The sequence below is a fragment of the Serratia sp. FGI94 genome (assembly GCF_000330865.1).
GTDB lineage: Bacteria > Pseudomonadota > Gammaproteobacteria > Enterobacterales > Enterobacteriaceae > Serratia_B > Serratia_B rubidaea.
The window spans coordinates 4,141,481-4,155,311 of the sequence record NC_020064.1 but is presented as its reverse complement, the minus strand read 5'-3'; the positions used below and the strand labels follow the sequence as shown (position 1 = coordinate 4,155,311).

The following is a 13,831-nucleotide window of genomic DNA, read 5'->3' as shown; positions in this document are numbered from 1 at the left end:
TATGGAAGCGCAGTCGCTTAATCCGATGATGCTGGCGCTGTTTCTCGGCGCGCTGTCGCTGGTGCCGATGCTGATGATCGTCTGCACCTGTTTTCTCAAAATTTCCATGGTGCTGCTGTTGACGCGCAACGCGATGGGCGTGCAGCAGGTGCCGCCCAATATGGCGCTGTACGGCATCGCCCTCGCCGCGACGCTGTTTGTGATGGCGCCGGTGTTTAACGATATGAGCCAGCGGCTCAAGGCGATGCCGCTCGACTTCAGCAATATGGAGCGGCTGGAGTACACCTTCGGCAACGGCGCCGAGCCGCTGAAGGCGTTTATGACGCGCAATACCGACCCGGACATTCTGACCCACCTGCAGGAGAACGGCGCGCGCATGTGGCCGAAAGAGATGGCGCAGTCGCTGACGCCGCAAAGCCCGCTGCTGGTGATCCCGGCGTTTGTGCTGTCGGAACTGCAAAACGGTTTCAAGATCGGCTTTCTGATCTTTATCCCCTTCCTGGTGATGGATCTGATCGTCTCCAACGTGCTGCTGGCGCTGGGGATGCAGATGGTGTCGCCGATGACGGTCTCGCTGCCGCTGAAGATCCTGCTGTTTGTGCTGGTCAGCGGCTGGACTCGGCTGCTGGACGGCCTGTTCTATAGCTATCTGTGAGGCGGCGATGGATATACTGAGCTTTTTTCGTCAGGCGATGCTGCTGGTGGTGCTGCTTTCCGCGCCGCCGCTGATCGTCGCGGTGCTGGTGGGGGTGATTACCTCGCTGCTGCAGGCGGCGATGCAGCTGCAGGATCAGACGCTGCCGTTCTGCCTGAAACTGGTGGCGGTCGGGGTGACGCTGGCGCTGACCGGGCGCTGGCTCGGGGTGGAGCTGCTGCAGCTGACACAGAACGCCTTCGCCATGATGTCGCGGGTCGGCGGCTGATGCTGTGGGGCGATCTGCTGGATCAGCTGTTCCAGTATCTGCTGGCGCTGCTGCTGGGCATGGCGCGTATTTTCCCCTGCGTGCTGCTGACGCCGATCTTCTCCTTTAATGTGATCAAAGGGGGGCCGCGCGCGGCGATCGTGGCGGCGCTGGCGCTGTTTATCGCGCCGGGGCTGCAGGCCGCCATCGCCGCCAACCCGCCGGAGCTGCTGACGCTGACGGCGCTGGGGCTGAAAGAGCTGATCCTCGGCGCGCTGCTCGGGCTGGTGCTGGGGCTGCCGTTCTGGATGATGGAGTCGGTGGGGGCGCTGTTTGACAACCAGCGCGGCGCGCTGATGGGCGGCCAGCTCAACCCGCTGCTGGGGCCGGACGTGACGCCGCTGGGCCACCTGATGCAGCAGTCGATGATTCTGCTGCTGATGGTGGGGCCGGGGCTGGGCACCATCACCCAGGTGCTGTGGGACAGCTACCGCCTGTGGCCGGCGCTGGCGTGGATGCCGCTGCCGGGCGAACAGGGCTGGGGCGTCTGGCTCGGCCTGGTGAAAACTACCTTTGTCGACATGGTGCTGTACGCCGGCCCGCTGGTGGCGCTGCTGCTGCTGATGGACTTTGCCGTCGGTATCATCAGCATCTACAGCCCGCAGATTCAGGCCACGGTGCTGACCATTCCGGTGAAGTGCCTGCTGGGGCTGCTGTTCTTCGTCCTGTACCTGCCGGTGCTCAACCATCTGGCGGGCGAGCGGCTGTTTGAGCTGCGCGATCTGAGCGCCATTCTCGGCACGCTGCTGCCGCCTGCGGAGGTCGGCCGATGAGTGAAAAAACCGAACAGGCCACGCCGCAGAAGCTGCAGGAGTCGCGTAAGAAGGGGCAGGTCGGCCAGAGTCAGGATATCCCGAAGCTGCTGATCTCCATCGGCATTCTGGAGGCGATCTTTGCGCTGGTGGAGGACGGCATGCAGCGGATGGAGTCGATGATGCTGCTGCCGCTGTTGCGCCTGCGCGACCCGTTCGGCCATGCGATGGAGGAGGTGCTCAGCGACTCTCTGCTGGTGCTGGCGCTGTTTTCCGCCATCGTCTGCAGTATCGCGTTGTTGCTGCGGGTGCTGGGGGGCTGGATCCAGTTCGGCCCGCTGTTTTCGGTGGAGGCGCTGCTGCCGAAGCCCGAATCGCTCAACCCGGTGAACCATTTCAAGAATATGTTCTCCGGCCGGCAGATGGCGCAGCTGCTGACCAGTATTATCAAGGCGGCCGCCATCGGTCTGGTGCTGTGGCTGTCGCTGGCGCCGGAGATGGGCAACCTGGCGCGTCTGGCCCAGAGCACGCTGGACGGTTTCTGGCACGGCGTGCTGCAGCTGTTTATCAGCTGCGCGCGCCGGGTGCTGCTGGTGCTGCTGGCGCTCAGCCTGATGGATTTCGGCGTGCAGCGTTTCTTTTTCCTCAAGCAGCAGCGGATGAGCCACGAAGATATCCGCAACGAATATAAGCAGAACGAAGGCGACCCGCATATGAAAGGGCACCGGCGTCAGGTGGCGCAGGATATCCTGAACGAAGAGCCGAGCGCGGCGCGCAACGTGGCGGTGGAAGAGGCCGACGTGCTGCTGGTCAACCCGACCCACTATGCGGTCGGGCTCTATTACCGTCCCGGCGAAACGCCGCTGCCGCGCCTGGTGTTCAAGGCGCACGGCGACGACGCGCACTATCTGGTGGATCAGGCGCAGCGCGCCCATATTCCGGTGGTGCGCTATATCTGGCTGACGCGCACCCTGTACCGCACCACGCCGGAAGGCAGCTGGATCCCGCGTGAGACGCTGAAGGCGGTGGCGCAGGTTTACCGCCTGCTGCGCGAACTGGAGGACAGCTATCTGAATGAGGTGATTGAACTGGAAGAGGAGCCGTTCCCGTAACGGCTTCGATATTGATAACAATGTCGTCTGATAGATCGAGATACTCGGGCCTAGCGTAACGAGGGGCGCTTCGGCGGCTAACGCCGCTACGACCCCATCGCCACGCTCTCCCTAATAACAAGCTAATCAGTTGTCTGAGGAGCCGTTCCCGTAACGGCTCCTGAGGACGGTCAGGCGACGGGGCGCAGGCGCTCCAGCAGATCCGGCATAAAGTCGCGCACCTGGTGGCCGCGTTCGATAAAATCGTTAAGCAGCAGGGCGAAGCCGGCGTGATCCAGCAGGCTCAGCGCACGGCGGTTGCACAGGCGCAGGTTGCCCGCCGGATCCAGCGCCAGCCAACTGCCGCCCATCGCGCCGATCTCAAAGTTCATCGTCAGCAGCGTCTGCAGCATGGTCGGCGTTTGCCAGGCCGGATCGGCGGGCAGAATCAGGCAGTGCAGCATCAGCACCTCGCCCGGCGGCGGCAACTCCAGTACCGCCAGTTCCCGGCCGCGTTCATCCTGCAGGGCGCAGACGCCGTTTTCCAGCTGCAGTTCGGTGTTCAGGCCCGCGCCGTAGCGGGCCAGCAGTTTTTGGATATAGTGCGTTTCCACGGGTCTCTCCTCGGTGTTATGCATCTTTCAACAGTCGCCCCTGCGCCCACGCCCGGTTCAGCGGTTCGCTTAACGACGCGTTCTGGCGGTCGGCGAGTTCGCCTTCCAGGCTGTAGCTCAGCGGCGTGTTTTGATCGACGCCGTAACTGAAGCCGATCTTGCCCAGCTTGCGCTCTTTCTCGATGCTGACGCTGCTGCCGCCGCCGATCAGAAAGCGCGGGGAGGTAATGCCGTCGCCCTTGGCCTTGCTTTCGACAAAGGCGATGGATTTGATGCGCATGTTGCTGCGATCCTGCAGCTGGCGCTCCAGATCCTGCCGCTGGATATTGCCGTGCAGCCAGTTCTCCACCAGCCGGCGACGGGCCTCGTCTTTCAGCTCCAGCGTCACCTCGGCCTTGGTGTCGGTGCTGAGCTGCATCTGGCGGATAAGCCCGGCGAGGCGCGGATCCTGCGTCATCATGGCGCCGATGCGGTTGGCGTTGCTGTTGGCGTGGTTGTCGTCCTGCATCTCAAAGCGGAAGGCATCATGGATCCAGTGCGGCAGGCTGTTGCTGTCCACCTTGGCCAGGTTGTTGTAGGTGGACTGATATTCCAGCGCGCCGGGCAACGGCACCTTGTTATCCATGGCCTCGCGCTGGTGGATCAGTTTCTGTAGATCGCGGATCGCCGCATGCTGGCTGTTGTTCAGCGTTTTGCCGCCGAGCAGATGAGAGCGGAAGTGCTCACTCAGTTCCGCCAGCCGGGCCTGCGGCGAACTGTCGCCGGCGCTGCCCTGCACCGCGCTCAGCTTCCGGCCGTCGGCCGGGCTGGTAAAGGCCTTGCCGAGGCTCTCCGCGATCTTGTCGATATGGGTGTGATCCAGCGTCTGCGGCTCCGCCAGCTCCATATTGATTTTCTTTTTGGTGCGGCCGTCAAAGGTGTAGCGCGCCGCCAGCGCGCTGGTCGCCATAATCGGCTCGCGCGCGTGCTCGGTTTTGCTGCTGACGCCGACGGGCACCATAATGCGGGCGTCCAGATTGCCCTGATTCAGGTAGCGCACCCGGTTATCGCTGCGGCTGACTTTGCTGCCTTCCGCGTTGTGCGCATCGCTGCGTTCGCGCTGGCCGTGAAGCAGGTTGGCGCCGGCCGACAGGCCGCCGCCGAGGCGGGCGCTGGCGACGTTGGTGGTCTCGCTTTTGTTGGTCATCGGCAGGCCGAGGCTGGCCTGCGCCGAGGCGTTGAGATCCAGGCTTAGGTTCCAGACGTTGCCGTTTTTCACCTTGTGGTCGATGGCCTTGTCCAGCATATCCATCGGCCTGAGCTGATTGGTGGTCAGCTGCTGCAGAAACTGCGGCAGCTCGTTATCGCTCAGGCTGAAGGTCATGCTGTTTTGCGACTGGCGCTGCAGGTTCAGCGGCAGCGACGCGCCGAAACGCACCACCGGCGACAGTTTGTGGTTGCCCTCCGGGCCGAAATCCAGACTGTCCTCATTCAGGTGGCCGGTCAGCACGTTGAAGCCGGCGGCGCCGAACACGTTCAGGCTGCCGCCGCCGTTGCGGGCGACGGTCACCGTCAGCCCGCTCTCCTCGCGGGTGAAGGCCAGGCTGTAGTCACGATCCAGATTAACCCGCGCGCCGACCGAACCGATAATCTGGTCGCCGGGAATGGTGACGCTGGAGACAAAGCCGCTGTGGCCGTTGCCGAAGGTCAGCGCCTCGCCGTTTTTCAGCGCCAGCAGCTCTTCGCCGAGCCGCTGCGTCAGCTCCTCACGGTTGCCGGTCTGGAACAGCGTACTGGCGGTGACGTAGGTGCCGTGGTGCTGCTTGGAGAAGGCCTTGACCGTTCTTTTCATGCCGTCGTAATAGGCTTCAAGCTGGCGGGTGTTCTGGAAGCCTTGATCGGAAAGTTTCTTTACCGGGTGCTGATCCCACTGTTCATCGCGCAGGTTGCGCACGGTGTTGCGCAGGGTGTTCAGGCGCTGCGGGTCGGACGCCGGGGCGGCCTGACAGTCGCTCAGCGCCTGATGCAGCTTTTCCTGCGTCAGCAGATCGAGAAACAGGCGTGATTTCAGCAGGCCGATATCGTCGTGATAGTCGCGTTCGTCCTTCAGGTGGTTGATCACCACGCCGTTATTCTCCATGGCGCTCAGGGTATGCAGCGCGTCCTGCGCCGACTGCGAGCGGTGGTTGCCCAGCAGGTGCCGTAGGGTGCCGGCCAGCTGCGGATCGCGCTGGCTGTGGCGGTTAAACTGGCCGCTGCGGGTGTGCAGCAGCGTTGTCGGGTTATCGATCACCCGGTTGTGCTCATCCACCACGCCGTAATGTTTGCCCACCGCGGCGCTGTGCAGGTTCAGGCTGCGCCCCAGCATCTCACTGAAGCCGGCGATCTCTTTATGCAACTGCTGGTGGCGGGCGTCGTCGCTCTGCGCCAGCCCCAGCGCGCTGAGGCGCGTCTCCAGCGTTGGCAGACTGTTGAGCTCGGTGCCGCTGTCTGCGGGCGCCGCCGGTTTGGCGGCGACCTTGGCGGTGATGTCGGCGGAGATCTGTTGCTGGGCCTGATAGCAGGGTTTGAGTCCCTCGCGGCCGCTGGCGCGGTGGATAATTTCGTTGCCGAGATTTTTCAGCGGACGCGGCATTTTGCCCTGGGGCTTAAACAAAAAGGCCTGCATGCGTTTTTTAAACGGGTTGTTCACCTGGCGGGTATTATTGCCGCCGGCGCCGAACACCTCGAACTCGCGTTTATAGGTGATGCCGGTGCCGGGGATACGGCCGCTTTTACCGCTGGCGCCCAGCCGGTCGAAGGTCTGCTGCGAGGCGTCGTTGCGGTAGGAGACGGGCGCCGCCTCATCGGTAGCTTGCCAGCTGCCGTTGTGCCAGGTGGCGGAGCGGCCGGCGTCGTCCGCCGCCACCAGGCGGCCTTGCGCATCGTTGTGCAGACTGGTCAGCGCGCCGAGATTCGGCGGCGGCGTCACCGGCTGCCAGGCGGCCGCCGCCTGACCCTGCTGCCAGTTGCCCGAGCGCAGCGCCGGCGGCAGCCAGCCGGCCGGCTCCAGGCAAAACAGCTGCCCGTTGCCGGTCAGGCCGAACAGCTGATGGCTGGCGTTGCCGGCCAGGTCTTTCAGCTTGCCGGCCGGCGTTTGGGCGTCGGGCAGGCCTTCACGTTTGATAGGGAGCGGCGGCATACGCTCGCGCCGCGCGCCGGGGATGATTTGGTGCAGTTGTACGCTGCCGTCTTCCCGCAGCGAGGCCAGACGTCCGTTGCCCAGCGCGGTGACGGTTTGGGTCTGGCTGTTCTTGTCCAGCCCGGTCAGGGCGAGGTCGGCCTCCACGCTGTTGCGCACCCGCGTCAGATGAAACAGGTTGCCCTGGAGTGAGGCCTTGTTGCCGGCCTGATTGATCTTCAGCGGTTTGACTTCGCCGTCCTCCACTTTATACGCCTGGCCATCCTGGCCGCGGATCAGGCGGTCGGCCTTTTCTTCGCTGGCCTCCCAGTGGCCGGTGACCTCATCGCGAAAGTGCACCTTGCCTTCAATCAGCGCCAGCTTGCCCAGCCGGCCCAGATCGACAACGTTGTGCGGCCGCGGCGTGCTGAGGCGCAACCCTTTCTGATAGTCCATCACCATGCTATCGGTCAGGTTCCAGCCGGGAGTGACGCCGGTGTCGCCCAGTTGGCAGCTGAATTCGTGATTGTGGCGGTTTTTCACCAGCGCGTGGATGCGATCGTCGCCGTCGTTCAGCAGCGCGGTCAGCTGTGCGTCAGGGTCGGAGAACAGATGGCGAATCTGGGTATCGCGGCCGTCCTGCTCCAGTTCCAGGGTCGGCGGCATGTCGCCGTCCGGCAGCGCGGCGCGATGCAGGCGACCGCCGTCGTCGAACGCCAGCAGTTCATTGCCGCGCAGGGCGATGGCGGCGGGGTAAAACGGTTGCGGTTCGCCGTTGCCTTCTCTATCCACCTGCAGCTGCAGCGGTCGGGGCGCGCCCTCCGCGCCCGCGGCGCGAAACAGCAATTGCTGCTCACCGGCGGCCTTGTCCGCCGTCAGCGCCAGCAGCGCGCCGTGGCGGTTGAGCGCATAGGCGGAGACTTTCTGGCTGAAGGTATGTTCGGTGCGGCCGCTGCTGAGGTTCAGCAGCCGTTTGTCGTCCTGCAGCGCAAACAGCTGGCCGTTGCCCTGGCGACTGAGCTGGCTGAAGGGTTTGGCGTCGATATCGTGCATCAGCTGCCATTCGGCGGAGGTATCGGGCGCATAGCGGTATAAACGATCGCCGTGCAGGCGCAGCGCCTGCTCACCCTGACCGGTGCGGTAGATGCCGGTGAGTTTTTCCCGCAGCGCCTGCGCCGGCTTGGCGACCGTCTTCGGTTCGTCGCCGCCCCAGCTGACGCTGCCGTTATGGCCGGCGACGGGCGTCTGCTGCTGCGGCACCGACAGCCGGTGGCTGAAGGCGGTAAACGCCAGCGGATCTTCGTGCAGATTAATCAGCCGGTTCTGCCGATCGAGCAGCATATGGCCGTGTTCAGTACCGTTGTCATGCCAGCGGTAGCGCTGGTTATTGGCGTTGAGGGTGTTTTCCAGCAGCGGGCCTAAGGCTTCGCCGGCGTCGATATTCAGCGTGCCGTCGTCCCGGCGGCTCAGCCCCGTCAGCTGGGCGGCGGGCGCCTGGGACTGCCACTGGTGCCGGGTGCTACGCTCCATCTGGCGACGCTGCGTCTGCCTTTGCGTCAGCGCCGCCTGCTCCTCCGGCGTAAGGGCCGGCGGCTCTTCGGTTGCGCCGCCGATGTCGCCGAGCCGGCTGTTGAGCTGCATCGCCCAGTCGCCGGCCTCTGAGGACAGCGCGCTCAGCTGCGGCGCGGCGTTCGGGCGCTGGCGCAGGCCGGCCGGCGAGCGGGACGTCGCAGGCAGCGGGGCGCGCTGCGTTGACGGGGCGGTGTTGCCGCGGACGGTGTTGCCGCTGCGGGCGGCGTTCTCGTCGCCGGTCCGCCGCACCCGATTGAACCAAGCGCCGATGCTGCCGCTGATGGACGTCGTCATAGCCTCTCCTTATCTCGATCTCGCAGATAGCCGCCGCGTGCGGAGGACGGGCCTCCGCCGCCGCCGTCAGGGGTTAACCTGCACCCGGGTATAGTCGGTCGGACCGTTGCGCAGGTCCGGCTGCCACCAGATGGTCAGGCTGTTGTCGCCGGACTGCGGCCGGCACTCGACGCTGGCGCAGCCAGGCGGCGCTTTCGGTGCGCAGGCGGCGAGCAGCATGGCCGCCAGCAGGGCGGCGATATAGCGGATAACCATAGTCTTCTCCTTAGCGGGCGCTGGCGATCAGGGAGGCGCGCCCCGGCCTGACCACGGCATTTTTTTCAAACGCGACGTACACCTCTACCGATTCGCCGGGGCGCAGCTGCGAATGCGGCCAGGCGGCGACGGCGAGGGTGCGGTCGCTGCGGCAGGCGGCTTCATCAAAGCGCCGGGTGACGTTGCTGGTATTGGTGATCACCCCGACGGCGATTTGCACCGAACGGTTGCCGTACCACTGGTGGCGCTGCGCATCGTTGCTGAAGCCGGACGGGATGCGGCACAGCGTGCTCAGGGTCTGGCCGCTGCCGCCGGCCGTCATGCCGCTGGGCTGACGGTTTTCCGCCAGATCGCGCATTGCGGACTCCAGCATGCCCTTCATGTCGGTGTACTTGTGACGGCGGTTGATCTCTCCCATGGCGCTGTTGAGCTGGTCGCGATTTTCGCTGGCGATATAGCGGGAAGGATCCACCTGATCGCCCACCAGGTGCGGCGTGATGATAAACAGCCGCTCGCGCTGCGAGGTTTCATGTTGCGAGGTGGTGAACAGTTTGCCGATCAGCGGAATGCTGCCGAGGATCGGGATGCGCCGCTCATGATCGCCGCTCTCTTTGGTGTGGAAGCCGCCCATCACCAGCGAGCGTTTTGCCTGCACCAGCGCCTGGGTGCTGATGGCACCGTTGCGGGTGCCTTCGGCGTCGCCGTCGTCGTTTTTATTCAGTTTGCCGTCCTCAACGTCGACGATCAGCTGCACCGACGAGGTGGCGCTGCTTTTCCCGCCGATGGCGCGCGGCGTCACGCGCAGGCTGGTGCCGGCGGTAACCGCCTGGATATCCGCCACCCGCTCGCCGATGGCGCGCACAAAGGCGGTGTCGCTGAAATCGATCACCGCCGGCTGGTTCTCCAGCGTCATAATGGACGGGTTGGCGATAATCGACGCGGTGCCTTCGCCCTCCAGCGCCTGAATATCGGCGAAGAAGCGGCGAAAATCGGTGACGAACAGCGTGCTGGGGCCGGAGAGCAGCGTCGAACCACCGGTAACGTTGCCGAACTGGCCGGCCCAGCTGCTCGACAGGCGCGCCATCTCGCTGCGGTCGATATCGACGATCAGCGCGTCGATCTCGATCAGTTTCTGCGGCACGTCGATCATGCTGACCAGCGACTGATAGGCGCTGCGGTACTCCGGCTTGTCACGCACCAGCAGGGCGTTGTTGCGCACGTCCGCCGAGACTTTGCCGGCCAGGTTGCCGAGCGGATTTTTATCGCCGGCGCGGCCGTGGCTGGTGCCGCGTCCCACCAGTTGGTTAAGGATCCCCTGCGACTGGGCGCGCATCTGATCCATCTCACTTTCGCCGCCCTGGCTGCTGTTCATGCCGCTGGCGCTCGGGCTGCTGCTTTGTCCCAGCAGCTCATTGAGGATGGTGGCCACCCCCGGCACCAGCAGGGTCTGGTCGCGGTATTTGATGTTGCGGTCGGCCACCGAGGCGTACTTCAGCGGGAACGACATCATCTCTTTGTTATCGTCCTTGGGCTTTTCCGATTTTTTGGTGAAGTCGGCGATCATGGCGACATATTCCGGCGGCCCGGTGACCAGCACCACGCCTTCGTCCGGCAGTTCGCCCCAGCCGAAGCGCGGGTCGAGCAGGCCGACGCCCTTCAGCGCCTGTTTGATATCCGGCGCCGCGTCGGGCGAGATTTCCAGCCGCCGCGATACCTGCGCCGACTGCGCGCTAACGTAGAGCGTGTCGTTATAGACAAACCATTGAAAACGGTATTCCAGCGCCAGCCGGTTCAGAAATGCCTCCGGGCTGCCGGAGCGCAGTTTGCCGGTAACGTTGGCTTCGGGCAGCGAGCTGTCGTACAGCGTCACGCCGAAGCTATCGGCAAAATCTTCCAGGATGATGCTCAGCGGCGTGTTGTCGGCGGAATAGGCGTAAGCGCCGTTCTTCCACTCGCCGGGCGTAGCGGCCTGTACGGTGCCGATGCCGGCGCACAGCAGCAGCGCCGCCAGCGCCAGACGTCGCAGATGGGGTATCGCGGGCAGGGTTAGCACCACTCCTTACTCCTTGCTGTCCATGGTTGAGATGGGTTCAGACGATAAAAAAACGGCAGCCTGGCGCTGCCGTGGGGGCCGTTAGTTAATGGCGTCGATAATGGCTTTACGCATACCGAACTTGAACTGCGTGTACTGCGAGCTGGCCCAACTGGTGTTGGACATGTCCTGCAGCTGGTTCTGGAAGGCGTACATATCGCTGAGGCTGTAAGGCTCGCCCGACATCTCTTTGGCGAACTGATAGGTCTCGTTGTGGCTACGGTTGGCGGTGCTGGCCAGGCGGCGTTGTAATAAATCGTCGGAATACATAACGGGCTCCTCGGGATGAAAGGTTCCTCGTTGAGTGGCGTGCGTGGTGCGGCGGTTCCATCCGCAAAAAAAATTCTTCAGCCGGCCTCGGCGTCCGCCGCGCCCAGCGCCTGACGCAGCGCCTGCCAGCTGATATGCAGTTCGCCCTGTTCGGTGGTCAGCAGCAGGGTGTCCGGCGGCAGCGCGTCGTCGACCGCCGGCTGCCAGCGCAGCTCCGGCCGCTGCGTCAGCCAGTGCGCCGCCGCGGCGTGCCGTTCGCTATGGCAGTACAGCGTGGCGGCGACGGCGGACGGCTGTTTGGCGCGCAGCTGCGTCAGCAGGATATCCAGCTGCCCGGCCGGCGGCACCTGGTCCAGCAGGCGGCCGAGCGCCTGCGCCAGCAGCGCGTCGGCGGCGTCGAGCAACTGCTGCTGCTCGGCGCGGCGCTGTTGCTGCCAGTCGCTAAACAGCGTCTGGGCCTGCTGCCAGAAGGTCTCCTGCGCGCCCGCCAGCACCGCGTCGCGCTCTGCTGCGGCCTGTTGGCGCAGCGCGTCGGCCTGCGCCCGGGCCTGGTCGAGCAGGGACTGCGCCTCGCGCTCGGCGTCGGCGATCAGCTGCTCGGCCTGACGGCTGACGGCCAGCGTGTCGCGGCCGAGCAGCACGGCCTGCGGCGCCGGCGGCTGACGCAGGGGAATTTTTCTAAGTTGCCACATACTGATGCTCCTCGCTGTTCTCCGCCAGCACGCGCTGACACTGCCACAGCGCCGCGTCCCACAGCGGCTGCAGCCGCCGTGGCTCCAGCGCCGGCGGCGACGGCGGACAGCGGCTGACGTCATCATGTTCAAACGCCATGCGCAGGCGCGGCCAGCAGTCGGGGTAGTGCGCCTGCAGCAGCGTCAGGCTGGCGATCGCCGGCGGCTGGCCGGCGGGCGGCGTCGGCAGCCAGCTTTCCGGGCGCAGCCCTTTGGCCAGCCGCCGGCACCAGATTTTCAGATCGCCGGGCAGCGCCGTCTCGCCGGTGCAGATTTCGGCGACCAGCGTCAGCAGCAGCGCGCGGGCGTCGGCGTTAAGGGCGAGCAGCGTCAGCAACTGCGGCTGCGGCCGGGGCAGCGGCGTATCCGTCACCCCAAGTCGCCGGCGCAGCGCCGCGCCGTGCACGCGCGCCAACGCGGCGGCCGGCGCGGGGAACGGCAGCGTTGGTCGCCAGCTGGGGTGCGCGTCGCGCCAGAAGCCGCTGTGCCACCAGTCGAGCCAGCGCAGCGTGACGTCGGCGTCACTCATGAGGCTTTGCCCGCGTTCGCCGTTGCGCCTTTTTTCGCCGTGCGCCGCAGCGCAACGATGCCGAGGCCGATCAGCAGCAGCAGGCTCAGCACGCTGAACAGCGTCTTCACCAGCGAATACTGGCCGGGCGTCAGGGCGAAGGGGCCGAGATTGACCACCGGCGTCTGGTCGCGCCAGGCCTTGGCCGGCACGAAGACGATCGCCAGATCTTTATCTTCCCGCCCCACCAGGCCGGGAATGCTGGTGGCCACCAGACGGCGGATGCGCGGTTCGATGCTGTCGGGATCCAGCGAGTCGGCGTATTTGATAAACACCGAGGCGGAGGCCGGCTGCACCGGCTCCCCCGGCGCGATGCGCTCCGGCAGCACCACGTGCACCCGGGCGACCACCACGCCGTCAATCTGCGACAGCGTCGATTCCACCTCCTGCGACAGGGCGTAGATATAGCGGGCGCGCTCCTCCATCGGGCTGGAGATAACGCCGCTCTTCTGAAACACTTCGCCCAGGTTGGTGCGCGCCTTGCGCGGCAGGCCGGCGGCGTCGAGGATGTTTACCGAGCGCTCGATATCCGCCGCGGCGACCAGCACGGAAACGCCGCTCTTCTCCACGCGCTTGTCGGCGGCGATATGGTAGTGGTTCAGCGCCGCGACGATGTCGTTGGCGTCGCTCTCGGACAGGTTGCTGTTGAGCACGGTTTCATCACCGCAGCCGCTCAGCAGCAGGGCGCACAGCGCCGCCAGCAGGTATTTCACCAGAGGTTGTCCCATAGCCGTTACTGTAGGTTAGTGAGTTTATCCAGGGTTTGCGTGCCCTTGGCGATGATCTTGGCGTTCATCAGGCTCTGAATGTAGTAATCGGACAGGGCGGCGTTGGCCTGGCTGAAATCCGTCGGGTTGCTGGAGCGGGAGGCAACCTCCAGGTTGCGGAACGCCTGCTGCTGCGCGCGCTGATTATCGCTGATGGCGCCGCCGAGGCCGCTGAGCAGGTTCTCCTGACCGTCGCCGGCCGGCGCATTGAGCGCGGCGCTGAAGGCGTGCATATCGTCCTGATTGGCGTCGGCGACGCCGTCGGCGGGAGTGGTGAGCGGAGCGCCGGCCAGTGATGGGCCGTTATGGGGTATTTTCATCGCAGATTCGCCTGTAACGAGGGGGAAAAGCAGGAGGACGCGGCTGCGCCCTCCCGGCGCGGCATCAGTACTGAATTTTGACCTGCGCGGCGGCAGAGCCCGCCTGAGCCGCACTGTCGGCGATGCCGTTGATGCGCTGGTTTTCCGCATCCAGTTTGGCCTTGTCGACCTGGTTTTGCTGCATTTCCGCCTGCACGCCCTGCATCTGGCTCATAAAGCTGCTGCCGCTGGTGGCGCCGGCCAGTTTGGTGAGTGCGCCGGCACCGCCGGTGATGCCGTTGGCCAGACCGGTGCCGATCGATGGTAATGACATAAATTTCATAACGTTTCCTCTCATATCATTGGATGATAATACGGGTACTTCGCTGATTGAGTGGCGGAGGAGAGGGGGCGGTTCCGGCGGC

Annotated in this window: 14 protein-coding genes; 4 read left to right on the top strand and 10 right to left on the bottom strand. The window is 64.9% G+C overall.

Translation table 11 applies throughout. From position 1 onward, the window contains the following. The first annotated feature begins 1 nt into the window (after position 1). The 4 genes from sctR to sctU are packed head-to-tail and all read left to right on the top strand — an operon-like array spanning position 2 to position 2,826. Complete coding sequence (sctR, locus tag D781_RS18960) at positions 2-655, top strand: type III secretion system export apparatus subunit SctR (RefSeq protein WP_015673952.1); 654 nt, start codon at positions 2-4, stop codon at positions 653-655. A 7-nt stretch (positions 656-662) separates the two neighbouring features. Further along, the gene (gene sctS, locus D781_RS18955; RefSeq protein ID WP_015673951.1) at positions 663-923 is read left to right on the top strand and encodes a type III secretion system export apparatus subunit SctS; all 261 of its coding nucleotides are present in this window, start codon (positions 663-665) and stop codon (positions 921-923) included. Beyond that, positions 923-1,735 (top strand): type III secretion system export apparatus subunit SctT, encoded by an 813-nt coding sequence (sctT, locus tag D781_RS18950; RefSeq protein ID WP_015673950.1) that lies wholly within the window; start codon positions 923-925, stop codon positions 1,733-1,735. The genes sctS and sctT overlap by 1 nt, the downstream gene beginning before the upstream one ends. Further along, positions 1,732-2,826 (top strand): type III secretion system export apparatus subunit SctU, encoded by a 1,095-nt coding sequence (gene sctU / locus D781_RS18945; protein WP_015673949.1) that lies wholly within the window; start codon positions 1,732-1,734, stop codon positions 2,824-2,826. The genes sctT and sctU overlap by 4 nt, the downstream gene beginning before the upstream one ends. A 170-nt stretch (positions 2,827-2,996) precedes the next feature. Here sctU and D781_RS18940 read toward each other — a convergent pair whose 3' ends face one another. From D781_RS18940 to D781_RS18895, 10 genes are all read right to left on the bottom strand, one after another. Then, complete coding sequence (locus tag D781_RS18940) at positions 2,997-3,419, bottom strand: type III secretion system chaperone (RefSeq protein WP_015673948.1); 423 nt, start codon at positions 3,417-3,419, stop codon at positions 2,997-2,999. A 16-nt stretch (positions 3,420-3,435) separates the two neighbouring features. Beyond that, a complete protein-coding gene (locus D781_RS18935; RefSeq protein ID WP_015673947.1) occupies positions 3,436-8,424 on the bottom strand; it encodes an AvrE-family type 3 secretion system effector in 4,989 nt (1,662 codons plus the stop codon). Positions 8,425-8,490: 66 nt separating this feature from the next. Continuing rightward, on the bottom strand, positions 8,491-8,679 hold the full coding sequence (gene hrpT / locus D781_RS18930) for an HrpT family type III secretion system protein (RefSeq protein ID WP_015673946.1): 189 nt from the start codon (positions 8,677-8,679) through the stop codon (positions 8,491-8,493). A 10-nt stretch (positions 8,680-8,689) separates the two neighbouring features. Beyond that, positions 8,690-10,735 (bottom strand): type III secretion system outer membrane ring subunit SctC, encoded by a 2,046-nt coding sequence (sctC, locus tag D781_RS18925; RefSeq protein ID WP_015673945.1) that lies wholly within the window; start codon positions 10,733-10,735, stop codon positions 8,690-8,692. 78 nt (positions 10,736-10,813) lie between these two features. Continuing rightward, positions 10,814-11,041 carry an HrpF protein gene (locus D781_RS18920; protein WP_015673944.1) on the bottom strand — a complete coding sequence of 76 codons (228 nt, stop codon included), beginning with the start codon at positions 11,039-11,041 and terminating at the stop codon, positions 10,814-10,816. 77 nt (positions 11,042-11,118) lie between these two features. Next, positions 11,119-11,733: a type III secretion system stator protein SctL gene (gene sctL, locus D781_RS18915; protein WP_015673943.1), complete on the bottom strand. Its 615-nt coding sequence runs from the start codon at positions 11,731-11,733 to the stop codon at positions 11,119-11,121. After that, positions 11,720-12,301: a hypothetical protein gene (locus tag D781_RS23915; RefSeq protein WP_015673942.1), complete on the bottom strand. Its 582-nt coding sequence runs from the start codon at positions 12,299-12,301 to the stop codon at positions 11,720-11,722. The genes sctL and D781_RS23915 overlap by 14 nt, the downstream gene beginning before the upstream one ends. Beyond that, a complete protein-coding gene (gene sctJ, locus D781_RS18905; protein ID WP_015673941.1) occupies positions 12,298-13,068 on the bottom strand; it encodes a type III secretion inner membrane ring lipoprotein SctJ in 771 nt (256 codons plus the stop codon). Before sctJ ends, D781_RS23915 begins: the two co-directional genes overlap by 4 nt. Before the next feature lie 5 nt (positions 13,069-13,073). Beyond that, positions 13,074-13,427, bottom strand: a complete 354-nt coding sequence (locus tag D781_RS18900; protein WP_015673940.1) for an EscI/YscI/HrpB family type III secretion system inner rod protein — start codon at positions 13,425-13,427, stop codon at positions 13,074-13,076. Positions 13,428-13,491: 64 nt separating this feature from the next. Next, entirely contained in the window at positions 13,492-13,749 is a 258-nt protein-coding gene (locus D781_RS18895) for a hypothetical protein (protein ID WP_015673939.1), read from the bottom strand. Positions 13,750-13,831: the final 82 nt, after the last annotated feature.